The organism is Pseudomonas sp. BT-42-2 (assembly GCF_025847435.2).
Taxonomy (GTDB): Bacteria; Pseudomonadota; Gammaproteobacteria; order Pseudomonadales; family Pseudomonadaceae; genus Aquipseudomonas; species Aquipseudomonas urmiensis.
In genome coordinates this window covers 341301-366774 of sequence record NZ_JAOYTM010000010.1, presented here as the reverse complement: position 1 = coordinate 366774, position 25474 = coordinate 341301, and the positions used below count along the sequence as shown (strand labels likewise).

Here is a 25474-nt window from a genome sequence, read left to right as displayed (position 1 = left end):
GTTTATTTCGAAGTATTTTGCGAGAAACTCGTTCAACTTCAAACACTTGACTCGCTTGCGATCTCTCGTAGCGGGAGGCGAATTCTACAGCGTTACAAGCTGCTGTCAACTACCTTTTTTCACCGCTGCCGATCAGAAGATCGAAGCACCTCCAGTACTGCCTGGAACATCTAACCCGTTGATAATCAAGGAGTTTTCCGTTCCAACTACGCTGGAAGTGGGGCGCATTATAAGGGGATCTGAGAGGCCGTCAACCCTTAATTTCAATAAACCGTAATATTGTTGAAATTAGGGTCAGAATCGCGGGGCGAGCCCGCTTCCACAGGTGCAGCGGGGCTCAACAGAGAGCGACAATGCAGTTAAAGCGCTAAAAGCAAAGCGGGGAGGCCTTTCGGCCTCCCCGCTTTCTATCTATATAACAGCGAACATCCTTCTATATAGAAGCAGCCCTTACTCCGCCTTCAGCGAAATCCGCGCGAAGGCCTTCTTACCCGCCTGGCAGATATGGCTGGCACCAATTGCAAACACGAAGCTCCGATCAACCACCTCACCATCGACCTTCACGCTACCTGCATTGAGCAGGTCACGGGCTGCAGCCGAGTTCTTCACCAGACCAGCCTTGTTCAGAATGGCAGCAATCGGCATGTCTTCAGTCGCGCCGATTTCGATCTCGGGGATGTCTTCCGGCAGCTCACCATCCTTCATGCGATTACCCGCAGCACGGTGAGCATTGGCCGCTGCCTCTTCACCATGGAAGCGCGCAACGATCTCTTCAGCCAGCTTGATCTTGATGTCTCGCGGGTTAGCCCCCTTCTCGACATCGGCACGCAGCTGCTCGATCTCTTCCATGGAACGGAAGCTCAGGAGTTCGAAGTAACGCCACATCAAGGTATCGGGGATCGACACCAGCTTGCTGTACATCACCCCTGGTGCTTCCTGGATGCCGACGTAGTTGCCCAGCGACTTGGACATCTTCTTCACACCGTCCAAACCTTCGAGCAACGGCATAGTGACGATGTTCTGCGCCTCTTGGCCGTAGGCGCGCTGCAATTCGCGGCCCATCAGCAGGTTGAACTTCTGGTCGGTACCGCCCAGCTCGACGTCCGCCTTCAGCGCGACCGAGTCGTACCCCTGCACCAGCGGGTAGAGGAACTCATGGATCGCGATCGGCTGATTGGTGGTGTAACGCTTGTCGAAGTCGTCACGCTCAAGCATTCGCGCCACGGTGTACTGCGAAGCCAGGCGAATGAAGTCGGCTGGGGTGAGCTTGTCCATCCAAGTGGAGTTGAAAGCGACTTCGGTCTTGGCCGGGTCGAGGATCTTGAACACCTGCTGCTTATAGGTCTCGGCATTGTCCAGGACCTGCTCACGGGTCAGCGGCGGACGCGTGGCGCTCTTGCCGCTCGGATCACCGATCATGCCGGTGAAATCACCGATCAAGAAGATCACCTGGTGACCCAGATCCTGGAACTGGCGCAGCTTGTTGATCAACACCGTATGGCCCAAGTGCAGATCGGGCGCCGTCGGGTCAAAGCCCGCTTTGATACGCAGCGGCTGACCGCGCTTGAGCTTTTCGACCAGCTCCGACTCGACCAACACCTCTTCCGCACCGCGCTTGATAAGCGCCAGCTGCTCTTCAACCGACTTCATAGAAAGACCCGCAAGGCTCAGATTCAAAGGGAGCCAACCATACAAGATCGGCCGTCAAATACAAGTTTGGCAATGGAATGTGACCTACCTGGCGCCTTGCGGCGTCTACGCGCCCTTGCGCGAAACCGGATTTGGTTATATTTTATACAGTTATTTCATCTTCATCATGTCATTCATCTTTTCCATTTCACCTTTTTCAAAGTCACCTTCCTATGACCAACGAAACGCCTAAAGCGCCTCCGCTTTATCCGAAAAGCCATCTGTTGGCCGCGAGCGGCATTGCCGCCCTCCTCAGCCTGGCCTTGCTGGTGTTCCCTTCGAGCGAAGTGGAAGCCAAGAAAACCACCCTCAGCCTTGAGCTGGAAACCCCAGCCGAGCAGCTCACAGACGAATCCAACGCTGCACCGCTGGTGCAGACTCAAGGCGAACAAGGCTCCCCCTTCGCCCAGATTGAAAACGCTGATGCCCCGGCCGCGAAAACCGCCGAGGCTCCAAGTGTTGAAAGCAAGCCCGAAGCCGAGGCCAAGGCGCCAGGTCATCGTGAGGTGGTGGTTTCCCGCGGCGATACCCTTTCGACCCTGTTCGCCAAGGTTGGCCTGCCAGCCAATGTCGTGCATGACGTGCTGGCCAGCGGCAAGCAAGCCAAGCAGTTCAGCCAGCTCAAGCATGGCCAGGTGCTGCAGTTCGAACTCGACAAAGACGGCCAGTTGACCAACCTGCACAGCAAAGTCAGCAGCCTTGAAACCATCCGCCTGAGCAAAACCGACAAGGGCTATACCTTCGCCCGCGAAGTCAGCAAGCCTGTGGTGCGCACCGCCTACGCCCACGGCGTGATCAAGAGCTCACTGTCGGCTTCGGCCCAACGCGCCGGCTTGTCGCACAGCATGACCATGGATATGGCGCGGGTGCTCGGTTACGACATCGACTTCGCCCAAGACATCCGCCCAGGCGACGAATTCGATGTGGTCTACGAGCAGAAGGTCATGGATGGCAAGGTGGTCGGCACCGGCAACATTCTCTCTGCACGCTTCACCAACCGCGGCAAGACCTACACCGCCGTGCGCTACACCAACAAACAGGGCAACACCAACTACTACACGGCCGATGGCAACAGCCTGCGCAAGGCGTTCATCCGCACCCCCGTGGACTTTGCCCGGATCAGCTCGCGCTTCTCGAATGGGCGTAAGCACCCGATCCTGAACAAGATCCGCGCACACAAGGGCGTCGATTATGCAGCCCCTCGCGGCACGCCAATCAAGGCTGCTGGCGATGGCCGGATCGAACTGGCTGGCCGTCGCGGCGGTTACGGCAACACCGTGATCATCGCCCATGGCAACCGCTACAAGACGCTTTACGGCCATATGCAAGGCTTTGCCAAAGGCATCAAGACCGGCAGCTCGGTCAAGCAAGGGCAGATCATCGGCTACATCGGCACCACTGGCTTGTCCACTGGACCGCACTTGCACTACGAGTTCCAAGTCAATGGCGTGCACGTCGACCCACTGAGCCAGAAAGTGCCTATGGCCGATCCAATCGCCAAAGCCGAGCGCCAACGTTTCATGCAGCAGAGCCAACCGCTGATCGCTCGCATGGATCAGGAAAAGGCCACCCTGCTCGCTGCGAACAAGCGCTGAGCTTATGGCGCTCTACCTGGGGGTGATGTCCGGAACCAGCCTCGATGGCCTGGACATCGCCTTGATCGAACACCACGAGCAGCCGCGGCTGCTCGCCACCCACTATCTACCCATGCCTGCCGATTTGCGTCAGGAGCTGCTCGGCCTGTGCGCCAGCGGCCCTGACGAGATAGCCCGCGCTGCCCTGGCAGAAAACCGCTGGGCGAGCCTCGCAGCAGAAGGCATCAAACACCTGCTTGCGGCACAGGGCTTGGCGCCCGAGGCCATTCGCGCGATCGGCAGCCATGGCCAGACCATCCGTCACGAACCTGCCCGCGGCTTTACCGTGCAGATTGGCAACCCAGCCCTGCTGGCCGAGCTCACGGGTATCTGTGTGGTGGGGGATTTCCGCCGCCGCGATGTCGCCGCCGGCGGACAAGGTGCTCCCCTGGTACCGGCCTTCCACGAGGCGCTGTTCAGCCACATCGGCCAGCGGCTGGCGGTGCTCAATGTCGGTGGCTTCAGTAACCTCAGCCTGATTGACCAGGCCACGCCAGTGCATGGCTTTGACTGTGGCCCTGGCAATGTTCTGCTGGACGCCTGGATCGAACGCAAACACGCCCAGCCCTACGACGCCGACGGCGCATGGGCTGCCAGCGGCACAGCGATCGAAAGCCTGCTCGGTCGTTTACTGGCCGATCCGTTCTTTGCCAGCAGCGGCCCAAAAAGCACCGGCCGCGAAGTGTTCAACTTGCCTTGGCTGGACAGCCATCTGGCCGAGCTGACGACGTATCGCGACGAAGATGTGCAGGCCACACTGCTCGAGCTGACCGCACGCAGCATCGTTGACTCACTCCGTAACGCCCAGACAGGCACCGAAGCCATGCTGGTGTGCGGCGGCGGTGCCCGCAACGGCGCACTGATGCGGCGCTTGGCCGCCCTGCTGCCCGGCGTACAGGTTGCCAGTACCGCAGCGCATGGCATCGATCCGGACTGGGTCGAGGCCATGGCGTTCGCCTGGCTTGCCCACTGCTGCCTGGAAGGCATCCCCGCCAATCGCCCGAGCGTGACAGCGGCCAAGGGTTTGCGCGTTCTCGGCGCCATCTATCCAGCTTGAAGCAACAGCACAAAGCAAAACGCCGCGCAATTGCGCGGCGTTTTGCATAGCGATGTTTAGATCGAGAACGAAGATCCGCAGCCGCAGGTCGTAGCAGCGTTAGGGTTCTTGATCACGAAGCGCGAGCCCTCCAGACCTTCCTGGTAATCCACTTCCGCGCCCGCCAGGTACTGGTAACTCATCGGATCGACCACCAGCGAAACACCTTCGCGTTCGACGATGGTGTCGTCTTCAGCGACTTCTTCATCGAAGGTGAAGCCATACTGGAAGCCCGAGCAACCGCCACCTGTCACAAATACACGCAACTTCAGACGATCATTGCCCTCTTCGCTAACCAGGGTCTTCACCTTATGTGCAGCACCTTGGGTGAATTCCAAAGCCGTGGGGGTGAAGGATTCGACGCTCATGTTGACTCTCCCGGCGCAGTGCCGCCATAAAACTCGATGACGCGCATTATCCGCTTCTCCGAGAAAATCGGTCAACAATTGTGCGGCTTTAGTCGCCCCCAATGAAAAGCCCCGCACTCGGCGGGGCTTTTCATCAATACAGTGCTTTACGGCAACAGGCCGGCGTGGGACAGGCCCATACGCTCATCCAGGCCGAACAGGATGTTGAGGTTCTGCACAGCCTGGCCAGACGCGCCCTTGACCAGATTGTCGATTACCGACAGCACCACCACCAGATCACCACCCTGCGGGCGATGCACAGCGATTCGACAGACGTTGGCACCACGCACGCTACGGGTTTCCGGGTGGCTACCGGCCGGCATTACATCGACGAACGGTTCGTTGGCATAACGTTTCTCGAACAACGCCTGCAGGTCGACCGAGGTATCGACCACAGTCGCGTACAACGTGGCATGGATACCGCGGATCATCGGCGTCAGGTGCGGCACGAAGGTCAGGCCGATGTCCTGGCCGGCAGCCTGGCGCAGGCCCTGACTGATTTCCGGCAGGTGCCGGTGGCCCTTGACCGCGTAGGCCTTCATGCTCTCGCCCGACTCACAAAATAGCGAGCCCACCGCCGCACCACGGCCAGCACCGCTGACCCCCGACTTGCAGTCGGCAATCAGTCGCGAAGGGTCAGCCAGGCCCGCTTCGAGCAATGGCAGGAAACCCAGCTGGGTGGCGGTTGGATAGCAACCCGGAACGGCGATCAGGCGCGCCTGGCGGATCTTCTCGCGGTTCACTTCAGGCAGCCCGTAGACCGCGTCCTTGAGGAGCTCCGGTGCGCCATGCGGCTGGCCGTACCATTTGCCCCACTCAACCGCGTCTTGCAGACGGAAATCCGCGGACAGGTCGATCACCTTGGTGCCAGCGGCCAGTAGTTCGCCGGCCAGGGCGTGGGCCACACCGTGCGGCGTGGCGAAGAACACCACGTCGCAGGCAGCCAGGGTCTTGCTGTCCGGCACGCTGAAAGCCAGGCCGTCATAGTGACCGCGCAGGTTCGGATACATGTCGGCAACCGCCACACCGGCCTCGGAGCGCGAGGTGATGACCGCAACCTCGGCCTGAGGGTGCTGCGCCAGCAGACGCAACAGTTCGACGCCGGTGTAACCCGTGCCGCCGACGATACCGACCTTGATCATAACGCTTGCCCCTTATCAACGATCCGACTGGAAAGCGCACGATAATAGGGGCGCTAGCCGCCTGTAACAACTCTTGGGATGCACCTGGAGGCGCTTCACCACTACTATCTGACGACCGTGAAAACCTGAAGGAACACCCTCCATGCTTTATCTATGGATCAAGGCGCTGCATATCGTCAGCGTGGTCTGCTGGTTCGCCGGCCTGTTCTACTTGCCGCGCCTGTTCGTCTACCACGCCCAGAGCCAGGACAGCATCAGTCAAGAACGCTTCACCGTGATGGAGCGCAAGCTGTACCGCGGCATCATGAACCCCGCGATGATCGCCACATTCGTCTTCGGCATCTGGATGCTCTACCTCACCCCCGGCTGGCTGAGCCAAGGCTGGCTGCATGCCAAGCTCACTTTGGTGATCCTGCTGACCGGCTACCATCACATGTGCGGCGCGCAGCGCAAACGCTTCGCCGCTGGCACCAACACCCGCAGTCACGTGTTTTACCGCTGGTTCAATGAAGTGCCAGTGGTGATTCTGCTAGGTATCGTAATTCTGGTGGTGGTCAAACCGTTCTGAGCTAAATCAGCCGTCCGCATAGGAATCCTGCCATGTCATTGCCAGCCCTGCTCGAACAACGCCTGCGCCTACCGGTAGTCGCAGCGCCGATGTTCCTGATCTCCAACCCACAGTTGGTCCTGGCGTGCTGCGCCAATGGCGTGGTGGGCAGCTTCCCAGCCCTCAACCAACGCGACAGCGCTGGCTTCAAGGCTTGGCTGGAGGAAATCGAGGCAGGCCTGGGGAGTTTGTCGGCGCCAGCGCCCTATGCGGTCAACCTGATCGTCCACCCGAGCAACCCGCGTTTGCAGGCGGATCTGGCCTTGTGCGTCGAACACCGCGTGCCAATTGTCATCACCAGCCTTGGCGCGGTGAAGGAAGTGGTCGACGCAGTGCACAGTTATGGCGGCCTGGTGTTTCATGATGTCACCACTCGCCGCCACGCGCAGAAAGCTGCCGAAGCCGGAGTCGATGGCCTGATTGCGGTGGCGGCAGGCGCCGGTGGGCATGCAGGCACCTGGAGCCCATTCGCCCTGGCCGCTGAAATCCGCCAGTTCTTCGACAAGACCCTGCTGCTGGCCGGCTGCATCAACCACGGCGAGCAAGTACTCGCCGCACAACTACTGGGCGCAGACCTGGCCTACATGGGGACGCGCTTTATCGCCACTCAAGAAAGCCAGGCCCCAAGTGCCTACAAAAACATGCTGATCGAAGCCCAGGCGGCCGACATCATTCATACCCCTGCTGTCTCCGGTGTCCCGGCAAGCTTCCTGCGGCAAAGTCTGGAGCAGGCCGGCTACGACCTGGCGAGCCTGAAGAGCAGCCATGAACAGGCCCGCCTCAAGCCCCTGGACGAGGAGGCCAAGGCCTGGAAAACAGTCTGGTCCGCCGGCCAGGGTGTCGGTGAAATCCACGACCTGCCGACCACTCAGGCACTGATCGAACGCCTGCATGACGAGTACCGTCAAGCCGTTGCGCGCACGCGCCAACTGCCGTTTTGAGCGCACTCGCAAAAGGCAACAACTTGCCCGGACAGGCTGTACACTAGGCGCCCTCTTCAGCCGCCCCAGGAGCCCTGCATGACCCGTTACGCCATGATCACCGGAGCTTCCAGCGGCTTGGGCCTGGCCCTGGCGGAAGCCCTGGCACGGCGCGGGCGCAACCTGATCCTGGTGGCACGCCATCGAGAAACCCTGGAACCGCTGGCCATCGAGCTGACCCAGCGCTTTGGCGTCGAGGTGCTGCTGCGCGCCTGCGACCTCAGCCAGCCCCTGCGCCTGTCTGGCTTCGTCCTGGAGCTTGAAGAAGGCGAACGGCGCATCGACCTGCTGGTGAACTGCGCAGGCCAACGTACCTACGGCCCGTTCCTCGCCCATGAATGGGCCGACGAGCAGGACCTGCTGGAGGTCAACATCCTGGCCCTGACCCGGCTGTGCCATGCCATCGGCAACCTGATGGCAGTACAGGGCGGCGGGCAGATCCTCAACGTTGCCTCATTGGCCAGTGCCGCTCCCGGCCCGTGGATGGCCTGCTATGCCGCCAGCAAGGCGTATGTGCTGAGCTTTTCCGAAGCACTGCGCGAAGAGCTGGGGCGTACCGGGATCAAAGTCTCGGTCCTCTGCCCAGGCCCGGTCCGCTCAGCCAGGCGGCACATTCCCCGCCTGGAAACCGGCAAGCGCTGCCTGAGCGCCGAAGAAGTCGCGCTCTACACCGTGCGTGCGCTGGATAAAAACCGCGCGCTGATCATGCCCGGTCGGCGCAATCGCTGGCTGGCAAGGCTGCCACGGGTGCTGCCGCGCTGGTTGGCGCGCAAGCTGGCCGGCATCATCAATCGCCGCTACAGCCCGCTCGAAGCGCAATAGCACTGGGCGAGCGACGCCGCGCTGAGTACACTCGGCCCGGACCCTCACCATGGAGCAAGTGCTGTGGAGACTCTCTTCACCAAGATCATCAACCGGGAAATCCCGGCCAAGATCATCTACGAGGACGACCAGGTTCTGGCCTTCCACGATATCGCCCCACAGGCGCCGGTGCATTTTCTGGTCATCCCGAAAAAGCCCATTCGTACCCTCAACGACCTGACCGAAGAAGACAAAGGCCTGGCCGGCCACATCCTCTTCACCGCCCAGCGCCTGGCCAAGGAATTGGGCTGCGAGGATGGTTTCCGGGTGGTCATGAACTGCAACGAACTGGGCGGCCAGACGGTCTACCACATTCACATGCACGTGCTCGGCCAACGCCAGATGCACTGGCCACCGGGCTGATCCAAGGCAAGCCCCGGCCAGGGGATTGCGGTAAACTGTCGGGCATCACTCTTGCGGAGGTGCCCGATGGCTACCGAACGTCACTATTCGCCGCTCGACCGCTTGTTGCTGCAGGCCGATACCGCCATGCGCACCTTGCTGCCCTTCAGCGGCCAACCTTCCCGCCCTTCCCCGGCCATCGTCCAACCGGACGCCGAGCTGGATGAAACCCAGACCCGGCACATCGCCGGCCTGATGCGCATCAACCATACCGGTGAAGTCTGCGCCCAGGCGCTCTACCAAGGCCAAGCCCTGACCGCCAAGCTGCCGCAAGTGCGCAAGGCCATGGAGCACGCCGCCGAGGAAGAGATCGACCATTTGGCCTGGTGCGAACAACGCATTCGCCAATTGGGCAGCCATCCCAGTGTGCTCAACCCGCTGTTCTATGGCATGTCGTTCGGCATCGGCGCGCTAGCCGGCCTGGTCAGTGACAAAGTCAGCCTGGGCTTTGTTGCCGCCACCGAGCATCAGGTGTGCAAGCACCTGGACGAACATCTCGAGCAACTGCCGAGCGAGGACGAAAAATCCCGCGCGATTCTTGAACAGATGCGTGTCGATGAAGAGCACCATGCCGAATCGGCGCTCGAAGCGGGCGGTTATCGCTTCCCCGCACCGGTACGCTTTGGCATGAGCCTGATGGCTAAAGTGATGACCAAGAGCACTTACCGCATCTAGGGACAAGGCCATGACGGAACGTTTCGATGCCAAGGATCTGGCACAGGCCGAACACGCAGGCATTCTCCAGCCGGGCCAAGCTCAAGCACTGCTGAACTTTTTGCAGCAACAGCCGCAAAGCCGTGGCAGTTTCCAGCTGGCCCACGTCGCATTCTATTTTGGCGCCCTGCTGATCATGGGCGCGATGGGCTGGCTGCTGACCGAAGCGTGGATGCGGGTTGGCGACTGGGCCCTGCTGGTGATCGCACTTCTCTATATCACCCTGTTGACCCTCTTCGCCGTTGGCCTGCAGCACCGTGACCAGCCGATCGCCGGCGGAGTGCTCGGCGCGGTTGCGGTCAGCATCGTGCCACTTGCGGTGTTCGCCATCGAGCGCCTGCTCGGTTGGTGGCCACTGGACGATGCGCAAGCCGATTACCACCAGTACTACACCTACGTGCAGGGCGGCTGGCTGTTGATGGAAGCGGCCACCGTGCTCGCCGGCCTGCTGATGCTGCGCCTGATCCCCTTCCCTTTCATCGTCATGCCGATTGCCCTGGCGCTGTGGTTCATGTCGATCGACCTGAGCGAGTGGTTCTATGGCTCGCCGTTCAGTTGGGAGCAACGCCGGATTGTCTCGCTATGGTTCGGCCTGGCCCTGCTGCTGGTCTTTCTTGTGGTCGATGGACGCACTCGCAGAGATTACGCCTTCTGGGGTTACCTGGCAGGGCTGGCGGCATTCTGGGGAGGCTTGACCCTAATGGACAGCGGCAGTGAGTTGGGCAAAGCGCTGTATTGCCTGATCAACTTTGGCCTGATGGCAGTGGCGGTGCTGCTGCGCCGCCCCGTGTTCATGGTATTTGGCGCGATGGGCGTAGCGGCGTATCTGGGCTATCTGTCGTATGAGGTGTTTGCTGAGTCGCTGCTGTTCCCGCTGGTGCTCACCTTGATTGGCCTGGGCGTGATCGGATTGGGCGTACTCTACCAGCAGCATCGCGAAGCTTTGAGTAAGCGCCTGCGCGCCCAACTGCCCAGTAGCTTGCTGCAGTTGCTTCCAGGGCTTCGCCGTTGAAGTTGCGCAGGCTCGGCGTGCGCTTGCTGCAAAGCCTAGGGTTGGTCCTGGTGGCGTACCTGTTCGTCTGCCTGATGACGGCCAGTGTCAGGCAATCGGCATTCGCCTTCGAACTGCCCGGCCTGATCGAACCTGACAGCAACAGCGGGCGCGAGCTGTTGCTGTTCTGCGTCCCCGGGCAATTGCTATTCGTCCTGCTTGGCTGTTTTTTCCGCAGGCCCGGATTGCTTATCGGCGCCTACCTGCTAGCTGCGACGACGACCGCGCTGCTGCAGTGCCAGCTGTTTGCCGAAGCCTTCGGCAGTACCTGGAGCAACGCGGAAATCTTCGGGCTATTGGCCGTGAACCTACCCAGCCTGTTGTTGGCACTGGCGCCCGGACTGGCCCTGTTGTGGGGCCTTGAACGAATCAGCCGAGTTCGACGATCTCATAGCTGTGGGTGATTTCCACCCCGGCACGACCGAGCATGATCGAGGCCGAGCAGTATTTCTCTGCGGACAACTCCACCGCCCGCTTGACCTGCGCTTCCTTCAGCGCACGGCCTTTGACCACGAAGTTCAGGTGGATCTTGGTGAACACCTTGGGGTCTTCACTGGCACGCTCAGCCTCCAGGAAGGCTTCGCAGCTTTCCACGGCCTGGCGCGACTTCTTCAGGATGCTGACCACGTCAAAGTTGCTGCAGCCACCCAGGCCCAGCAGGAGCATTTCCATGGGGCGCACGCCCAGGTTGCGGCCACCGGCCTCGGGCGGACCATCCATGACCACCACATGGCCGCTGCCCGACTCGCCGAGGAACATCGCTTCGCCGGCCCATTGGATGCGTGCCTTCATGTTGCTGGACTCCCTAGATTCTGAAAAGGGTGTCAGCTTAAGCCCTGTAGCGCTGTCGGAAAAGCTCAACACGCAGCGCATTTGTACCAATGCCTGGCGCAGTGTCTGATAAGCTGGCGCCAAATGACTGGCGCATAGTGCCAGGCACCCTTTATAAAAAGCCTCTGCGTTACATCGAACAGGATTTCGTGATGGTCGTCTCCGCCCTTTCCGCCAAGATCAAGAACATCGACAAGCTGCTGGTGCACTGCCAGCGCCGCCGTTTCACCGCCAAGAGCAACATCATCTGTGCCGGTGACCGGGCTGAAACACTGTCGTTCATCATCAAGGGCTCGGTCACCATCCTGATCGAAGACGACAACGGCCACGAGATGATCATCGCCTACCTCAACGACGGCGATTTCTTCGGTGAGCTGGGCCTGTTCGAGCCAACCGGCAAAGAGCAGCAGCGCAGCGCCTGGGTTCGGGCCAAGACCGAATGCGAAGTCGCCGAAATCAGCTACGACAAGTTCCGCGAAGTGGCCCGTCAGGACCCAGACATTCTCTATGCCCTGGGCAGCCAGATGGCCCAGCGCCTGCGCAATACCACGCGCAAGGTCGGCGACCTGGCGTTCTTCGATGTCACTGGCCGGGTTGCCCGCTGCCTACTCGACCTGTGCAAGCAGCCCGATGCCATGACCCACCCTGATGGCATGCAGATCAAGATCACCCGCCAGGAAATCGGCCGGATTGTCGGTTGTTCGCGGGAGATGGTCGGCCGCGTCCTCAAGGATCTCGAAGAACGCAGCCTGGTTCAGGTCAAGGGCAAGACCATGGTGGTCTACGGCACCCGTTAATCTTTGGGCAGCTGCGCGATCACCTGCGCATAGGCCTGGGACAGGCGCTCGAACCATGGCACGGCCGGCGCCACTTCGTGCAGGGCGATATGGCTATCGGCCCGGCAACGCTGGTCGATATCACAGCATTCATTGAAGCGGTTGACCGCCGCCACCATTGACTCGCGCTCGTTGTCCAGCAGCAGCGCCCCGTGCACCAGCACCACCGGGCGCTTGCCGCCCAAGCCCTGACGCCAGCGCTGTGCCGTGCCGACCAGCTTGCGACCATTGAGATTGACGTTGTAGCGCCCATCGCAGAAGGCGCCGTCGATCTCGCCGACCGAAGCCACTCCACCCCACTCGCGCAGCACATCGCACAATGGCAGGCATAGACGCTCGTAGGCATTCTCGATACGGCCATGATCGCCTTCGCTGCGCGGCGCCACGTAGACCAACGCAACGTTGACCGTCGAGTGCGACTGCGGCACTGGCTCGCCGCCCGTTTCACGCAACAGCACCGGCCAACCGGCAATCGCCAGCTCGGCGCAGGCCGCCTCGAAGTTTTCCAATCGGCTCATGCGCCGCGGCATAACCAGCGCGTGGTCGGTCGGTCGCCAGAACAGCACGCCAGCATCACGCTCTCCACGGCACACCGCTGCCAGCAACTCCTGCTCGGCGTGCAATCCTTGTTCGACGGTCAACGCCAGAGGTTGGTCGGTCATCAATTCACCTGTGCTGAAGAGGCCATAGCAGTCAAAACAAACAAGCCGGCGTTAGCCGGCTTGCGATGCGATCAGTCCAGCGCCTGAACCGTGTTCTGTACCGGCCGCTGCGGGAAGAACAACCGCTGCAGCTCATGCCCGGGATGCTCGGCGCGCATGAACGCTTCACCGACCAGGAACGAATACACCTCGTTGATTTCCATCAGCTCGACATCAGCGCGATTGAAGATACCGCTCTCGGTGATCGCCAGACGATCGCGTGGGATGCGCGGCAGCAGGTCGAGCGTGGTTTCCAGGCTGACTTCGAAGGTGTGCAGGTTGCGGTTGTTGACCCCCACCAAAGGCGTGTCGAGGGTGTTCAGCGCCCGCTCGAGCTCGTCACCATCATGCACTTCGACCAGTACATCAAGGCCGACATCCTTGGCCACTGCGGCCAATTCGGCCATGCGCACGTCATCCAGCGCGGAGACGATCAGCAACACACAGTCAGCGCCCAAGGCCCGAGCTTCGACCACCTGGTAGGGATCGATGAGGAAGTCCTTGCGAATCACCGGCAGGCGGCAAGCAGCACGCGCCTGCTGCAGGTAAGCGTCGGCCCCCTGGAAGTAATCGACGTCAGTCAGCACCGACAGGCAGGTCGCCCCACCCTTCTCGTAGCTGACGGCGATTTCTGCAGGTACGAAGTTTTCGCGGATCACACCCTTGCTCGGCGACGCTTTCTTGATCTCGGCAATAACCGCTGGTTGCTTGCGCTTGGCCTGCTCGATCAACGCATTGGCAAAGCCACGCGGGGCATCGGCCGCTTTGGCCAGGTGCTCGAGCTCTGCCAGGCTGACCCGGGCGCTGCGTTCGGCGACTTCCTCGACTTTGCGGGCGAGGATCTTTTCCAGCACGGTCGGCACGCTCATGCTTCGTTCTCCTGCTTGAATACGGCGGTGAAGGCGCCCAGCTCCTGGAGTTTTTCCCAGGCAAGGCCGGTGTGCAGCACGTCATGAGCCAGCTCTACGCCCTGGGCCAAGGTCATTGCGTGATCGGCAGCGTACAGCGCAGCGCCGGCATTGAGCACAATCATCTCAGCGGCTTTCTGGCCGTTCTCGGTCTTGCGCCGACCCAAGGCATCTTTGATCAACTCGTAAGAAGCCTGCGGGTCTTCGACGGCCAAGCCATGCAAGCTCTGGCTCTTCATGCCGAGGTCCTCGGGCTCGACCCAATATTCGCTGATCTGGTCATTCTTCAGTTCGGCAACAAAAGTCGGTGCCGCCAGGCTGAATTCGTCCAGGCCATCCTTGGAGTGCACCACCAGGACATGCTTGCTGCCCATCCGCTGCAGCACTTCGGCCAGCGGTCGGCACAGGGCCTGGGTGAACACGCCGACCACCTGGTGCTTCACACCGGCCGGATTCGTAAGCGGGCCGAGCATGTTGAACAGGGTGCGCAGCCCCAGCTCGCGACGCGGGCCTGCGGCATACTTCATTGCCTTGTGGTGGCTCTGGGCAAACATGAAGCCTATGCCCAGGCTGTCGATGCAACGGCCGACCTGCACCGGGGTGAGGTTCAGGTAGATGCCGGCCGCTTCCAGCAGGTCGGCGCTGCCGCTCTTGCCAGAAACCGCGCGGTTGCCGTGCTTGGCCACTTTGCAGCCGGCCGCGGCAAGCACGAACGAGGAAGCCGTGGATACGTTGAAGATGTTGGCGCCATCGCCACCGGTGCCGACGATATCGACCACCTGATCGAGGCTTTGCAGCTCGACCTTCTCGGCCAGCTCACGCATTACCGACACTGCACCGACAATCTCATCGATGCTCTCGCTTTTCATGCGCATGCCCATCAGGAACGCGCCGATCTGCGCCTCGCTGCATTGGCCGGTCATGATCTGGCGCATGACGTCGCTCATTTCCTCAGTGGAAAGATCCAGATGACCGACGATGCGGCTCAGCGCGCTTTTGATATCCATGTTCGGTCCTTAGCGGCGGCCGCCGGTCTGCTTGAGGAAGTTGGCGAACAGCTCGTGGCCCTGCTCGGTCAGAATCGACTCGGGGTGGAACTGCACCCCTTCGATGTTCAAGGTCTTGTGGCGCAGGCCCATGATCTCATCCACCGAACCATCCTCAAGGGCAGTCCAGGCGGTGACTTCCAGGCACTCAGGCAGGGTTTCACGCTTGACCACCAACGAGTGGTAGCGGGTCACGGTCAGCGGATTGTTCAGCCCAGCGAACACACCCAGGTCGCGGTGATGCACCGGGCTGGTCTTGCCGTGCATGACCTGGCGAGCACGCACCACATCACCGCCGAACGCCTGGCCAATCGACTGATGGCCCAGGCACACGCCAAGGATCGGCAGTTTGCCGGCAAAGTGCAGGATGGCTTCGATGGACACGCCGGCCTGGCTCGGCGTGCATGGGCCTGGCGAGACGACGATGCGCTCAGGCTTGAGCGCTTCAATTTGGCCGATGGTCATCTCGTCATTGCGGATGACCTTGACCTCGGCACCCAACTCGCCGAGGTACTGAACGACGTTGTAGGTGAAAGAGTCATAGTTGTCGATCATCAGTAACATCTGGGGCAAACCTCTTGAATACTGACTTTTGATTCGAGCCTTCCACTGCCGCCCGCAGGCGCGGGCAATCGCGCACGGGGCGCTGGATCAAGCAAAAGGAAGGCAGACAGGAGCGAGCCGGGCGGGCCGGCAGGAGATAAAGTCAGGCGCGCCAACGCCAACGGGCGTGAGCCTTGATAACGCGCATCAAGAGTTTGCTGACGATCAACACGGGGTAGGTCTCGTTCATACGTTCCGGCACAGTAGCTTACCGAGGCGATGGGCGCAATATGCCGGTAAATATGGAGAAACGAATGGACTAGCCCTGCATGCCCTTGGTTTTGCTAAGGTCATTCACTCGTGTCGATAAAAACAATGAAAAGGACATCTACCATGCGCACTTCTCGCTTGTTGCGTTACTCCCTCTGCTCGCTCGCCCTGGCCTGCAGCCAGGCAATCGCTGCACCGTCGCCCTACTCCACGCTGATCGTGTTTGGCGACAGTCTCAGTGACGCCGGGCAGTTCCCAGATCTCACCGGTGGCACCAACGGCATGCGCTTCACCAACCGCGATGCCAACGGCAACTACGCCCCGGTATCGCCGATGATCCTTGGCGGGCGGTTGGGGATCGCACCCGACGACCTCAACCCTTCGACCTCGCTGGGCATTCGTCCCGATGGCAATAACTGGGCGGTGGGCGGTTACACCACCGAACAGATCCTCGACTCAATCACAGACACCTCGAAGACGGTGATCCCACCAGGCAACCCCGGTGCCGGGCTCGTGCTGCGCGAACGGGATGGCTATCTGGCCAACGGTCTGCGCGCCGATCCAAATGCCATGTATTACCTGACCGGCGGCGGCAATGACTTCCTGCAAGGGCTGGTCACCAGCCCCATCGAGGCCGCCGCAGCCGGCACACGCTTGGCCGCCAGTGCCCAGGCACTACAGCAGGGAGGCGCTCGCTACATCATGGTCTGGCTGTTGCCCGATCTCGGCCAAACCCCAAACTTCAGCGGCACGCCCCAGCAAGGCCCGCTGTCGCAGCTGTCGAGCGTGTTCAATCAGGCACTGGTCAATCAGCTGAGCCAGATCGATGCCGAAATCATCCCGCTGAACATTCCCGTACTGCTCAGCGAGGCGCTGGCCAACCCAGCGCAATTCGGCCTGGCTACAGATCAGAACTTGGTCGCCAGCTGCTATAGCGGCAGCAGTTGCCAGAACCCGGTCTATGGCGAAAACGGCGCCAGCCCGGATCCGACCAAGCTGCTGTTCAACGATGCCGTACACCCGACCATCGCTGGCCAGCAACTGATTGCCGACTACGCCTATTCGATCATCTCTGCGCCGTGGGAACTGACCCTGCTACCCGAAATGGCCCACGCCAGCCTGCGTGCCCATCAAGACGAGTTGCGTAATCAGTGGCAGACGCCCTGGCAAGCGGCCGGTCAGTGGCAGGCGATCGTTGCCACCGGCGCTCAGGATCTGGACTTCGATGACCAGCGCAGCAGCGCCAGTGGCGATGGCCGTGGCTATAACCTGACCGTGGGCGGCAGCTACCGGCTCGACGAGGCTTGGCGCCTGGGTGTAGCCGCTGGGGTCTATCGGCAGAAGCTGGAGGCCGGCGAACAGGATTCGGACTACAAGCTCGACAGTTACCTGGCCTCGGTGTTCGCCCAGTACCGGGCCAATCGTTGGTGGGCGGATGCAGCGCTGAGCGCCGGGCATCTGGACTACCGCGACCTCAAGCGCACGTTTGCCCTGGGGGTGAATGATCGCAGTGAAAAGGGTGATACCGATGGCGAAGCCTGGGCGCTGACCGGGCGCCTGGGCTACAACCTGGCAGCCGAGGCGAGTGCCTGGCAGCTTGCGCCGTTCATCAGCGCCGACTATGCGCGGGTCAAGGTGGATGGTTATGACGAGAACAGTGGTCGCTCGACTGCGCTGGGCTTCGATGATCAGGAACGTACATCGCGCCGGCTCGGGGCGGGGTTGCAAGGCAGCTACCAGTTCGCGCCTTCGACGCGCGTGTTTGCCGAAGTCGCTCGCGAGCATGAGTTCGAGGATGACCAGCAAGATGTGACGATGCATTTGACCAGTCTGCCGGCGAACGACTTCACCCTGACCGGGTATACGCCGCAGAGCAATCTGACACGGGCCAGCTTAGGACTGTCGCATGAGCTGACCGCGGGGGTGCATGTGCGTGGGAACTACAACTGGCGCAAGAGTGATGAGTTGACTCAGCAGGGGGTGAGCCTGGCTGTGAGTCTGGACTTTTGAGATGTTGGGGCTGCTGTGCAGCCCTTCGCGGGCAAGCCCGCTCCTACAGGGATAGCGCCGCTCTGAAGGGCGGCGCCGAACCGACGCGAAGGGCTGCTGTGCAGCCCCAAAAATAATCAGCCTTGCGGCGTTTGCTCGGCCAAGGCCACCGCGCGGAACATGGCGCGGCGTTTGTTGATGGTCTCTTCCCACTCCAGCGCCGGCACCGAGTCGGCCACGATACCGCCGCCGGCCTGCACGTGCAGCTCGCCATCCTTGATCACCGCGGTGCGGATAGCGATCGCGGTATCCATGTTGCCATTCCAGGCAAAGTAGCCGACCGCCCCACCATAGACGCCGCGTTTGACCGGCTCCAGCTCGTCGATGATCTCCATCGCACGAATCTTTGGCGCACCCGACAAGGTCCCGGCTGGCAGAATGGCCCGCAGCGCATCCATCGCCGTCAGGCCTTCTCGCAGCTGGCCGGTCACGTTGGACACGATGTGCATGACGTTGGAATAACGCTCGATCACCATCTTCTCGGTCAGGCGTACGCTGCCTGTCGAAGACACCCGACCGACATCGTTGCGGCCCAGGTCGATCAGCATCAGGTGCTCGGCGATCTCTTTATCATCACTGAGCAGGTCCTCCTCAAGCGCCCGGTCCGCTTCTTCGGTAGCACCACGCGGGCGGGTCCCTGCGATCGGCCGTACCGTGACCAGGTTATCTTCGACCCGCACCAGCACCTCCGGCGAGCTGCCCACCACATGGAAGTCGCCAAAGTTGAAGAAGTACATGTAAGGCGTCGGGTTGAAGCAGCGCAGCGCGCGGTACAGATCGATTGGCGCGGCCTTGAAGTCGATCGACATACGCTGCGACGGCACTACCTGCATGCAGTCACCGGCCAGGATGTATTCCTTGACGGTGTCGACCGCACGCTCGTAGTCAGCTTGGGTAAAGCTTGAGCGGAACGCAGGCTCGGCCGCCATTGGCCCGCTCAGGTCCAGACCGCGACGTGGAGTGATCGGCTCACGCAGTTTGGCCAAGAGGCCTTGCAGGCGCGCTTGGCCTTGCTCGAAGGCCTGCTCCTCGGAGGGGTCGACCAACACGATGGCGTGCATCTTGCCAGCCAAATTGTCGAACACCACCACCGCATCCGAGACCATCAGGAGAATGTCTGGCACACCCAGCGGATCCGGGTTGGGGCAGGCGCCCAGGCGCTTTTCCACATAACGCACGCAGTCATAGCCAAAGTAGCCAACCAGGCCGCCGTTGAAGCGTGGCAGGCCAGGGATGTCAGCGACTTTGTAGCGGTCCTTGAAGGTTTCGACGAAGGCCAGTGGATCTTCCACTTCATGGCTTTCCACCTGCTCGCCATCCTGCAGGATGCTCACCTGGTAGCCATGCACGCGCATCACGGTGCGCGATGGCAGGCCAATCATCGAATAACGACCCCACTTCTCGCCGCCCTGAACCGACTCGAGCAGGTAGGAGTTGGCCTGGTCAGCCAGTTTCAGGTAGATCGACAGCGGGGTATCGAAGTCGGCCAGGGTTTCGCAGGCCAAGGGAATGCGGTTGTAGCCGGCAGCAGCCAGGCGCAGGAATTCTTCGCGGGTCATGAGTAGCCTCGGAGCAAGCAGCAATGGGGTCGGGCAAACGGACGTGCCGGCAGGGGCCGGCGGGCAGAAGTCAGGCGCGCCAACGCCAACGGGCCAGGGCCTTGATGACTTTCATCCAGAATTTGCCAGTAACCGCCACGGTGGACTCTCTGTCTTGTGAGGCTTGAAGGTCCGCCAACGTTATCCCAGTGTCGGTGACTACGCAACCAGGCAACAGGGCACGCAGATCATCGATCACCAGGCTCGGGGTTTCTTCATGGATCGGCCGGCCATGGTTGTAGCCATAGCTCAGCCCGACACATTTCACTCCGGCAGCCTTGGCCGCCAGGACATCGCTGCGCGAGTCACCGACGAACAGCGCTTGCCCAGGCTCGACCCCGGCCATTTTCATCACGAACAGCAAGGCGGCCGGATCAGGCTTTTTCTGTGGCAGGGTGTCGCCACCGATGATCCAGCGAAAATAGCGGCCGATCTTCATCTGATCGAGCAACGGCGCGACGAAGCGCTCCGGCTTGTTGGTGATCAGCGCCATCTCCACCCCCTGCTTGCGCAGCCAGCGCAGGGTGTCGCGCACACCCGGGTAAACCACGGTCAGTTCATGGCTTTGGGCGTAAGCCTCCATGAACAAGGCCAGGCCCTGTTCAGCCAGCTGATCGTCTACCTGTTCATGTTCAAGACCGCCGGCCAGGGCACGGCGGACCAGAACCTGAGCACCATTGCCGACCCAGTGGCGTACCGCCTCAAGGCCAGCGGGCGGGCGACCCAGTTCGAGCAGCATGCGGTCGACGGCTGCGGCCAGGTCGGGGACTGAATCGATCAACGTGCCATCCAGATCGAACATCACCAGCCTGGGCAGCGTCCCCGGGAACAGCTGCTCGAAGCCACTCATGGGCGGGCCAGGGCCATTTCGGCGCGCATCTTGGCGATCACTTCCTGGTAGTCCGGGGCATTGAAGATCGCCGAGCCGGCAACGAAGGTATCAGCGCCAGCGGCGGTGATCTCGCGGATGTTGTTGACGTTGACGCCGCCATCGATCTCCAGGCGAATATCGCGGCCACTGGCGTCGATCAGCGCACGCGCTTCACGCAGCTTGTCGAGGGTGCCGGGGATGAACTTCTGGCCGCCGAAGCCTGGGTTGACGCTCATCAGCAGGACCATGTCGATCTTGTCCATCACGTACTTCAGTGCATCCAGGCCAGTGGCCGGGTTGAACACCAGGCCAGCCTTGCAACCGCCATCGCGGATCAACTGCAGCGAGCGGTCGATGTGCGTGGTGGCTTCTGGGTGGAAGGTGATGTAGGTCGCGCCGGCTTCGATGAAGTCGCCGATGATCCGGTCGACTGGGCTGACCATCAGGTGCACGTCGATTGGCGCGGTCACGCCGTACTTGCGCAAGGCGCTGCAGACCATCGGGCCGATGGTCAGGTTGGGGACGTAATGGTTGTCCATGACATCGAAGTGGACGATGTCGGCCCCGGCGGCCAGCACCTTGTCGACGTCCTCACCCAGACGGGCGAAATCGGCGGAAAGAATGGAGGGGGCAATAGCGTAGGGCTGCATGGCGCACCTGTTGGCAGAATCACGGTGGCGCGCATTGTAACTCAGGGAAATCGATACGGGCTGATTGGTATCAATCCGTGTCGACGAGTTGGCGCTCGATCCGACAGCGGAGGCATCATTAGGAGATACGTGGGAGCGGGCTTGCCCCGCGATAGCGATCGAGTATTCGCAATCGCTATCGCGGGGCAAGCCCGCCCCCACGTAATGTGGGCTTAGCTGGGCTGTTGAGTGCGCAGCTTCTCACTACGTCCACGCAACCATTCCAGGGTCAGCAACAAAATCACCGAGAACGCGATCAGCAGTGTCGCCGCTGCGGCAATGGTCGGGCTGAGGTTCTCGCGAATGCCGCTGAACATCTGCCGCGGCAAGGTCGCCTGCTCAGGGCCTGCCAGGAACAGCGTCACCACCACTTCATCGAACGAGGTGGCAAAGGCGAACAACGCGCCGGAGATCACCCCCGGGGCAATCAGCGGCAAGGTCACCCGCCGAAACGCCGTCAGCGGCGACGCCCCCAGGCTGGCCGCGGCCCGCACCAGGTTGTAGTTAAAGCCTTGCAGGGTCGCCGACACGGTGATGATGACGAACGGCACACCCAGCACCGCATGCACCAGAATCAACGAGATGAAGCTGTTGCCCATCCCCAGCGGGGCAAAGAACAAGTAGCTGGCCACACCGATGATCACCACCGGCACCACCATCGGCGAGATCACCAGCGCCATCACCAACGATTTGCCGGGGAAGTCGCCGCGAGTCAGGCCAATCGCCGCCAGGGTGCCGAACACCATCGCCAGCACGGTCGCCGCCGGGGCGACGATGATGCTGTTCTTCAACGCCCGCATCCACTCGGCCGAGGCGAAGAAGTCGTGGTACCACTGCAGCGAGAAGCCCTGCAATGGATAGACCAGGAAACTGCCGCTGTTGAATGACAGCGGGATGATCACCAACACCGGCAGCACCAGGAACAACAGGATCAAGCCGCAGAGAATCCGCAGGCTGTAGAACCAGACCCGCTCCACGGGCGACATGTATGGACTCAGCATGACAAGGCTCCTCAGCTCAAGCGCAGGCGGCTAGCGCCCACCAGCCAGCTATAGATCAGGTACAACAGCACGGTCGCCAGCAGCAACAGCCCGCCCAACGCAGTGGCCATGCCCCAGTTGATGCTGGTGTTGGTATAGAAGGCGACGAAATAGCTGACCATCTGGTCGTTCGGGCTGCCCAGCAGCGCCGGGGTGATGTAGTAGCCGATAGCCAGGATGAACACCAACAAGCAGCCAGCGCCCACGCCAGCATAGGTCTGCGGGAAGTACACCCGCCAGAAACTGGCGAACGGATGGCAACCCAGCGAGATTGCGGCGCGCATATAGCTCGGCGAGATGCCCTTCATCACGCTGTACAGCGGCAGGATCATGAACGGCAGCAGGATGTGCACCATCGAGATGTACACACCTGTGCGGTTGAACACCAACTCCAGCGGCTCATCGATGATGCCCATGGCCATCAGCGCACTGTTGATCAATCCACCCGACTGCAACAGCACGATCCAAGCCGCGACCCGCACCAGGATCGAGGTCCAGAACGGCAACAGCACCAGGATCATCAACAAGTTGCTCTGCCGGGTTGGCAGGTTGGCTAGCAGATAGGCCAGCGGGTAGGCCAACAACAGGCAGATAACAGTGATCACCACACCCATCCACAGGGTGCGGGCGAAAATATCCAGGTAGATCGCCTGGTCAGGCGTGGCCTTGGCCAGCTCACCCAGGTCGTCGATACGATGGTCGACCGAGGCCAGCAAGTAATACGGGGTTACGGTGCTGGTGTTGCGGCGGATCGCCTGCCAATAGGCCGGATCGCCCCAGCGTTCATCGAGGGTTTGCAGTGCTTCTTTATAAGAGCCAGGTTCAGTCTTCAACGGCAGCGCCCGCGCAGTCTTCGACAGCAGGCTGCGATAACCGGCCAGCTCCATGTTCAAGCGTTTGGACAGATCGCCCAGGGTCTGGTTCTTGCGCGCCTCGGGCAGGTCCAGGCTCAGCGCCTTGTAGACCTCTTCGCCCGGTAGGCTTTTGCCATCCCACTGCTCGATCGCCTCGACGGTCCGCGGCAGGCCGGCGACCACCTCGGGGTTGCCGACGCTTTTGTACAACAGCGCCGCGATCGGCACCAGGAACACCAGCAGCAGGAACAGCGCCAGCGGCGCGATCAACGCCTGGGCCTTCCAGCGGTTGACCCGCTCGGCATGCTTGAGGCGCTGTTTCAGGTTTGGACCTGCGCCTTCTTTAAGGGGCACTGCAATGGCCATGGCGAACTCCGAAAATCTGGGAAACAGGGAGCGCCGGAGATGCCCGGCGCTCCGATGGCGCAGTTACTTCTTCGCAGCCCAAGCGTTGAAGCGTTGCTCCAGTTGCTCGCTGTTGTCGGCCCAGAAGGCCACGTCGATCTGCACCTGGTTGGCGATGTTCTCAGGCGTGGTCGGCATGTCTTTCTTCACGGCATCGGCCAGCAGCGGTACGGCCTTGGAGTTGGCCGGGCCGTAGGCGATGTTCTCCGAGTAGGTCTTCTGCTGCTCGGGCTGCACGGTGTAGGCGATGAACTTCTTCGCCTCTTCCACGTCCTTGGCGCCTTTGGGGATGGCCCAGGCGTCGAAGTCGTAGATGCCGCCGTTCCACACCACTTTGAGGTTGCTCTCTTTCTGTACCGCGGCGATCCGGCCGTTGTAGGCCGAGCTCATGACCACGTCACCCGAGGCCAGGTACTGTGGCGGCTGCGCGCCGGCTTCCCACCACTGAATGCTCGGCTTGAGCTCGTCGAGTTTCTTGAAGGCGCGGTCTACACCCTCTTTGGTGGCGAGCACCTTGTACACGTCCTTGGGTGCGACACCGTCAGCCATCAAGGCGAATTCCAGGGTGTACTTGGCGCCTTTGCGCAGGCCACGCTTGCCCGGGAATTGCTTGGTGTCCCAGAAATCGGCCCAACTGGTGGGTGCGGTCTTGAGCTTGTCAGCGTTGTACGCCAGTACCGTGGACCAGACGAAGAAGCCTACGCCGCATGGCTGGATAGCGCCGGGCACGTAGTCGGCCTCGTCACCGAACAGCGCGGGGTCGAGTTCTTCGAACATGCCCTCGTCGCAACCACGGGCCAGCTCCGGCGACTCGACCTCGACCAGGTTCCACGACACGCTTTTGGTGTCGACCATGGCTTTGACCTTGGCCATCTCGCCGTTGTACTCACCCGCGACGATCTTGCCCTTGCCAGCCTTCTCCCACGGCTCGTAGAACGCCTTGACCTGGGCGGCCTTGTTGGCCCCGCCGAACGACACCACGGTCAAGTCCGCGGCCAGGGCTTGGCCTGCGGCGAACAGGCCGAGGGCCAGGGCGGTCAGTTTCAACTGCTTGCGCATTATTATTCTCTCCACAGTACAGGGTTGGTTAAGCGAACCATCAGTGGGCTTCGGCAATCGGGTCGAGCGCGCGAGCGTGCTCGACCTCCCAGCCAAGCGGTACCACATCGCCCACGGCCAGGGCCGGGTCGAGTTCGGCAATCGGCTGCTTCACGAAGAAGTCGCCTTTGCCGCAGACTTCCAGGCGCACCCGCACGTGGTCGCCCAAGTAGATGAACTCGGCCACCCGCCCGGAGAAGCGGTTGACGCAGCTTTCACTGTGGCCATTGAGCCGTACGCGCTCGGGGCGGATCGACAAGGTCACCGGATCGCCCGCCTCGCCAACGTTGACCGCCAGCGCCTCGACCCGCTCGCCACGCGCCAGCTGCACCTGGCAACGCTCGCCATTGCGCGCCAGCAGGGTGCCGTTGAGGCGGTTGTTCTCGCCGATGAAGTTGGCGACGAAGGTGTTGCGCGGCTCTTCATAGAGGGTGCGCGGGTCGGCGATCTGCTGGATTTCACCTTGATGGAACACCGCCACACGGTCGGACATGGTCAACGCTTCGCCCTGGTCGTGGGTCACGTACACCACGGTTACGCCAAGGCGCTGGTGGATGTGCTTGATCTCCATCTGCATGTGTTCGCGCAGCTGCTTGTCGAGGGCGCCGAGTGGCTCGTCCATCAGCACCAGCTGCGGCTCGAACACCAGCGCACGGGCTAGGGCCACCCGCTGTTGCTGGCCACCGGAGAGCTGGCCTGGGTAGCGCTTGGCGAAGGCATCGAGCTGGACCATGCCGAGCACGCGCTTGACCCGCTCGCTGATGTCGGTCTTGCTCAGGTTGCGTACGCTCAAGGGGAAGGCCAGGTTCTCGGCCACGGTCATGTGCGGGAACAGCGCGTAGTTCTGGAACACCATGCCGATGTCGCGCTTGTGCGGCGGCACGTTGTTGATCGAGCGACCCGCCAGCTGGATCTCGCCAGCGGTGGGCGTTTCGAAGCCGGCCAGCATCATCAGGCTGGTGGTCTTGCCCGAACCGGAAGGGCCCAGCAAGGTGAGGAACTCGCCCTTGCGGATGTCCAGGTTGAGGTCTTTGACGATCAGCGATTCGCCGTCGTAGCTCTTCTGCACACCACGGAAACTGACCAGCGTCTCGCTGGTGGCAGCGTTCGAATTCGCCTCGCTCATGCCTGCACCTTCTTGTTGGATGACTG

26 protein-coding genes are annotated in these 25474 nt (G+C 61.4%); 11 read left to right on the top strand and 15 right to left on the bottom strand.

Annotation, left to right across the window (positions count from 1 at the left end):
• Positions 1-450 precede the first annotated feature (450 nt).
• Positions 451-1650, bottom strand: a complete 1200-nt coding sequence (gene tyrS / locus OIU19_RS13345) for a tyrosine--tRNA ligase (protein WP_264235375.1) — start codon at positions 1648-1650, stop codon at positions 451-453.
• Positions 1651-1862: 212 nt separating this feature from the next.
• On the opposite strand from tyrS, the gene OIU19_RS13340 reads away from it, so the two are divergent.
• Positions 1863-3284, top strand: a complete 1422-nt coding sequence (locus OIU19_RS13340; RefSeq protein WP_264235374.1) for a peptidoglycan DD-metalloendopeptidase family protein — start codon at positions 1863-1865, stop codon at positions 3282-3284.
• 4 nt (positions 3285-3288) lie between these two features.
• Positions 3289-4380: an anhydro-N-acetylmuramic acid kinase gene (locus OIU19_RS13335; RefSeq protein ID WP_264235373.1), complete on the top strand. Its 1092-nt coding sequence runs from the start codon at positions 3289-3291 to the stop codon at positions 4378-4380.
• 56 nt (positions 4381-4436) lie between these two features.
• On the opposite strand, the gene erpA is transcribed toward OIU19_RS13335, so the two are convergent.
• Both erpA and argC read right to left on the bottom strand, forming a co-directional pair.
• Positions 4437-4787, bottom strand: a complete 351-nt coding sequence (erpA, locus tag OIU19_RS13330; protein ID WP_186552650.1) for an iron-sulfur cluster insertion protein ErpA — start codon at positions 4785-4787, stop codon at positions 4437-4439.
• Positions 4788-4933: 146 nt separating this feature from the next.
• Complete coding sequence (gene argC, locus OIU19_RS13325; protein WP_264235372.1) at positions 4934-5968, bottom strand: N-acetyl-gamma-glutamyl-phosphate reductase; 1035 nt, start codon at positions 5966-5968, stop codon at positions 4934-4936.
• A 142-nt stretch (positions 5969-6110) separates the two neighbouring features.
• On the opposite strand from argC, the gene hemJ reads away from it, so the two are divergent.
• The 7 genes from hemJ to OIU19_RS13290 all read left to right on the top strand — a co-directional run bounded on the left by hemJ (position 6111) and on the right by OIU19_RS13290 (position 10987).
• Positions 6111-6536 carry a protoporphyrinogen oxidase HemJ gene (gene hemJ, locus OIU19_RS13320; RefSeq protein WP_186552652.1) on the top strand — a complete coding sequence of 142 codons (426 nt, stop codon included), beginning with the start codon at positions 6111-6113 and terminating at the stop codon, positions 6534-6536.
• A 32-nt stretch (positions 6537-6568) separates the two neighbouring features.
• Positions 6569-7516 (top strand): nitronate monooxygenase family protein, encoded by a 948-nt coding sequence (locus tag OIU19_RS13315; RefSeq protein WP_264235371.1) that lies wholly within the window; start codon positions 6569-6571, stop codon positions 7514-7516.
• Positions 7517-7594: 78 nt separating this feature from the next.
• The gene (locus OIU19_RS13310) at positions 7595-8377 is read left to right on the top strand and encodes an SDR family oxidoreductase (protein ID WP_264235370.1); all 783 of its coding nucleotides are present in this window, start codon (positions 7595-7597) and stop codon (positions 8375-8377) included.
• A gap of 63 nt (positions 8378-8440) precedes the next feature.
• Positions 8441-8779, top strand: coding sequence for a histidine triad nucleotide-binding protein (locus OIU19_RS13305; RefSeq protein ID WP_028942126.1), 339 nt, complete (start codon positions 8441-8443; stop codon positions 8777-8779).
• A gap of 66 nt (positions 8780-8845) precedes the next feature.
• A complete protein-coding gene (coq7, locus tag OIU19_RS13300) occupies positions 8846-9493 on the top strand; it encodes a 2-polyprenyl-3-methyl-6-methoxy-1,4-benzoquinone monooxygenase (RefSeq protein ID WP_186552656.1) in 648 nt (215 codons plus the stop codon).
• Between the two features lie 10 nt (positions 9494-9503).
• Positions 9504-10544 (top strand): DUF2157 domain-containing protein, encoded by a 1041-nt coding sequence (locus tag OIU19_RS13295; protein WP_264235369.1) that lies wholly within the window; start codon positions 9504-9506, stop codon positions 10542-10544.
• Positions 10541-10987: a hypothetical protein gene (locus tag OIU19_RS13290; RefSeq protein WP_264235368.1), complete on the top strand. Its 447-nt coding sequence runs from the start codon at positions 10541-10543 to the stop codon at positions 10985-10987. The genes OIU19_RS13295 and OIU19_RS13290 overlap by 4 nt, the downstream gene beginning before the upstream one ends.
• On the opposite strand, the gene OIU19_RS13285 is transcribed toward OIU19_RS13290, so the two are convergent.
• The gene (locus tag OIU19_RS13285; RefSeq protein WP_186552658.1) at positions 10953-11375 is read right to left on the bottom strand and encodes an OsmC family protein; all 423 of its coding nucleotides are present in this window, start codon (positions 11373-11375) and stop codon (positions 10953-10955) included. The genes OIU19_RS13290 and OIU19_RS13285 overlap by 35 nt on opposite strands.
• A 191-nt stretch (positions 11376-11566) precedes the next feature.
• Here OIU19_RS13285 and crp point away from each other — a divergent pair, with 191 nt between their 5' ends.
• Positions 11567-12211: a cAMP-activated global transcriptional regulator CRP gene (gene crp / locus OIU19_RS13280; RefSeq protein WP_186552659.1), complete on the top strand. Its 645-nt coding sequence runs from the start codon at positions 11567-11569 to the stop codon at positions 12209-12211.
• Here crp and OIU19_RS13275 read toward each other — a convergent pair.
• The 4 genes from OIU19_RS13275 to OIU19_RS13260 form a co-directional block, all read right to left on the bottom strand.
• Positions 12208-12912, bottom strand: a complete 705-nt coding sequence (locus OIU19_RS13275; protein ID WP_264235367.1) for a lipoate--protein ligase family protein — start codon at positions 12910-12912, stop codon at positions 12208-12210. The two genes, crp and OIU19_RS13275, sit on opposite strands and share 4 nt — an antisense overlap.
• A 71-nt stretch (positions 12913-12983) precedes the next feature.
• Positions 12984-13820: an indole-3-glycerol phosphate synthase TrpC gene (gene trpC, locus OIU19_RS13270; RefSeq protein ID WP_264235366.1), complete on the bottom strand. Its 837-nt coding sequence runs from the start codon at positions 13818-13820 to the stop codon at positions 12984-12986.
• Positions 13817-14866, bottom strand: coding sequence for an anthranilate phosphoribosyltransferase (gene trpD, locus OIU19_RS13265; protein WP_186552662.1), 1050 nt, complete (start codon positions 14864-14866; stop codon positions 13817-13819). Before trpD ends, trpC begins: the two co-directional genes overlap by 4 nt.
• Positions 14867-14875: 9 nt before the next feature.
• Positions 14876-15469: an aminodeoxychorismate/anthranilate synthase component II gene (locus OIU19_RS13260; protein ID WP_186552663.1), complete on the bottom strand. Its 594-nt coding sequence runs from the start codon at positions 15467-15469 to the stop codon at positions 14876-14878.
• Between the two features lie 372 nt (positions 15470-15841).
• On the opposite strand from OIU19_RS13260, the gene estP reads away from it, so the two are divergent.
• The gene (gene estP, locus OIU19_RS13255) at positions 15842-17728 is read left to right on the top strand and encodes an esterase EstP (protein ID WP_264235365.1); all 1887 of its coding nucleotides are present in this window, start codon (positions 15842-15844) and stop codon (positions 17726-17728) included.
• A gap of 116 nt (positions 17729-17844) precedes the next feature.
• Here estP and trpE read toward each other — a convergent pair whose 3' ends face one another.
• From trpE to OIU19_RS13220, 7 genes are all read right to left on the bottom strand, one after another.
• Positions 17845-19326 carry an anthranilate synthase component I gene (trpE, locus tag OIU19_RS13250; RefSeq protein WP_264235364.1) on the bottom strand — a complete coding sequence of 494 codons (1482 nt, stop codon included), beginning with the start codon at positions 19324-19326 and terminating at the stop codon, positions 17845-17847.
• 70 nt (positions 19327-19396) lie between these two features.
• The gene (locus tag OIU19_RS13245) at positions 19397-20215 is read right to left on the bottom strand and encodes a phosphoglycolate phosphatase (RefSeq protein ID WP_264235363.1); all 819 of its coding nucleotides are present in this window, start codon (positions 20213-20215) and stop codon (positions 19397-19399) included.
• Positions 20212-20886 carry a ribulose-phosphate 3-epimerase gene (rpe, locus tag OIU19_RS13240; RefSeq protein WP_186552667.1) on the bottom strand — a complete coding sequence of 225 codons (675 nt, stop codon included), beginning with the start codon at positions 20884-20886 and terminating at the stop codon, positions 20212-20214. The genes OIU19_RS13245 and rpe overlap by 4 nt, the downstream gene beginning before the upstream one ends.
• A gap of 212 nt (positions 20887-21098) precedes the next feature.
• Positions 21099-21926 carry an ABC transporter permease gene (locus OIU19_RS13235; protein WP_186552668.1) on the bottom strand — a complete coding sequence of 276 codons (828 nt, stop codon included), beginning with the start codon at positions 21924-21926 and terminating at the stop codon, positions 21099-21101.
• An 11-nt stretch (positions 21927-21937) separates the two neighbouring features.
• Positions 21938-23185, bottom strand: a complete 1248-nt coding sequence (locus OIU19_RS13230; protein WP_186552669.1) for an ABC transporter permease — start codon at positions 23183-23185, stop codon at positions 21938-21940.
• 63 nt (positions 23186-23248) lie between these two features.
• Positions 23249-24283 (bottom strand): ABC transporter substrate-binding protein, encoded by a 1035-nt coding sequence (locus OIU19_RS13225; RefSeq protein ID WP_264235362.1) that lies wholly within the window; start codon positions 24281-24283, stop codon positions 23249-23251.
• Between the two features lie 40 nt (positions 24284-24323).
• Positions 24324-25448 (bottom strand): ABC transporter ATP-binding protein, encoded by a 1125-nt coding sequence (locus tag OIU19_RS13220; protein ID WP_186552671.1) that lies wholly within the window; start codon positions 25446-25448, stop codon positions 24324-24326.
• Between the last annotated feature and the right edge of the window lie 26 nt (positions 25449-25474).

Bases quoted from the DNA above. Each gene is read 5' to 3' on its own strand.
- tyrS (WP_264235375.1), bottom strand. From the start codon at position 1,650: ATGAAGTCGGTTGAAGAGCAGCTGGCGCTTATCAAGCGCGGTGCGGAA.
- OIU19_RS13340 (WP_264235374.1), top strand. From the start codon at position 1,863: ATGACCAACGAAACGCCTAAAGCGCCTCCGCTTTATCCGAAAAGCCAT.
- OIU19_RS13335 (WP_264235373.1), top strand. From the start codon at position 3,289: ATGGCGCTCTACCTGGGGGTGATGTCCGGAACCAGCCTCGATGGCCTG.
- erpA (WP_186552650.1), bottom strand. From the start codon at position 4,787: ATGAGCGTCGAATCCTTCACCCCCACGGCTTTGGAATTCACCCAAGGT.
- argC (WP_264235372.1), bottom strand. From the start codon at position 5,968: ATGATCAAGGTCGGTATCGTCGGCGGCACGGGTTACACCGGCGTCGAA.
- hemJ (WP_186552652.1), top strand. From the start codon at position 6,111: ATGCTTTATCTATGGATCAAGGCGCTGCATATCGTCAGCGTGGTCTGC.
- OIU19_RS13315 (WP_264235371.1), top strand. From the start codon at position 6,569: ATGTCATTGCCAGCCCTGCTCGAACAACGCCTGCGCCTACCGGTAGTC.
- OIU19_RS13310 (WP_264235370.1), top strand. From the start codon at position 7,595: ATGACCCGTTACGCCATGATCACCGGAGCTTCCAGCGGCTTGGGCCTG.
- coq7 (WP_186552656.1), top strand. From the start codon at position 8,846: ATGGCTACCGAACGTCACTATTCGCCGCTCGACCGCTTGTTGCTGCAG.
- OIU19_RS13295 (WP_264235369.1), top strand. From the start codon at position 9,504: ATGACGGAACGTTTCGATGCCAAGGATCTGGCACAGGCCGAACACGCA.
- OIU19_RS13285 (WP_186552658.1), bottom strand. From the start codon at position 11,375: ATGAAGGCACGCATCCAATGGGCCGGCGAAGCGATGTTCCTCGGCGAG.
- crp (WP_186552659.1), top strand. From the start codon at position 11,567: ATGGTCGTCTCCGCCCTTTCCGCCAAGATCAAGAACATCGACAAGCTG.
- OIU19_RS13275 (WP_264235367.1), bottom strand. From the start codon at position 12,912: ATGACCGACCAACCTCTGGCGTTGACCGTCGAACAAGGATTGCACGCC.
- trpC (WP_264235366.1), bottom strand. From the start codon at position 13,820: ATGAGCGTGCCGACCGTGCTGGAAAAGATCCTCGCCCGCAAAGTCGAG.
- trpD (WP_186552662.1), bottom strand. From the start codon at position 14,866: ATGGATATCAAAAGCGCGCTGAGCCGCATCGTCGGTCATCTGGATCTT.
- OIU19_RS13260 (WP_186552663.1), bottom strand. From the start codon at position 15,469: ATGTTACTGATGATCGACAACTATGACTCTTTCACCTACAACGTCGTT.
- estP (WP_264235365.1), top strand. From the start codon at position 15,842: ATGCGCACTTCTCGCTTGTTGCGTTACTCCCTCTGCTCGCTCGCCCTG.
- trpE (WP_264235364.1), bottom strand. From the start codon at position 19,326: ATGACCCGCGAAGAATTCCTGCGCCTGGCTGCTGCCGGCTACAACCGC.
- OIU19_RS13245 (WP_264235363.1), bottom strand. From the start codon at position 20,215: ATGAGTGGCTTCGAGCAGCTGTTCCCGGGGACGCTGCCCAGGCTGGTG.
- rpe (WP_186552667.1), bottom strand. From the start codon at position 20,886: ATGCAGCCCTACGCTATTGCCCCCTCCATTCTTTCCGCCGATTTCGCC.
- OIU19_RS13235 (WP_186552668.1), bottom strand. From the start codon at position 21,926: ATGCTGAGTCCATACATGTCGCCCGTGGAGCGGGTCTGGTTCTACAGC.
- OIU19_RS13230 (WP_186552669.1), bottom strand. From the start codon at position 23,185: ATGGCCATTGCAGTGCCCCTTAAAGAAGGCGCAGGTCCAAACCTGAAA.
- OIU19_RS13225 (WP_264235362.1), bottom strand. From the start codon at position 24,283: ATGCGCAAGCAGTTGAAACTGACCGCCCTGGCCCTCGGCCTGTTCGCC.
- OIU19_RS13220 (WP_186552671.1), bottom strand. From the start codon at position 25,448: ATGAGCGAGGCGAATTCGAACGCTGCCACCAGCGAGACGCTGGTCAGT.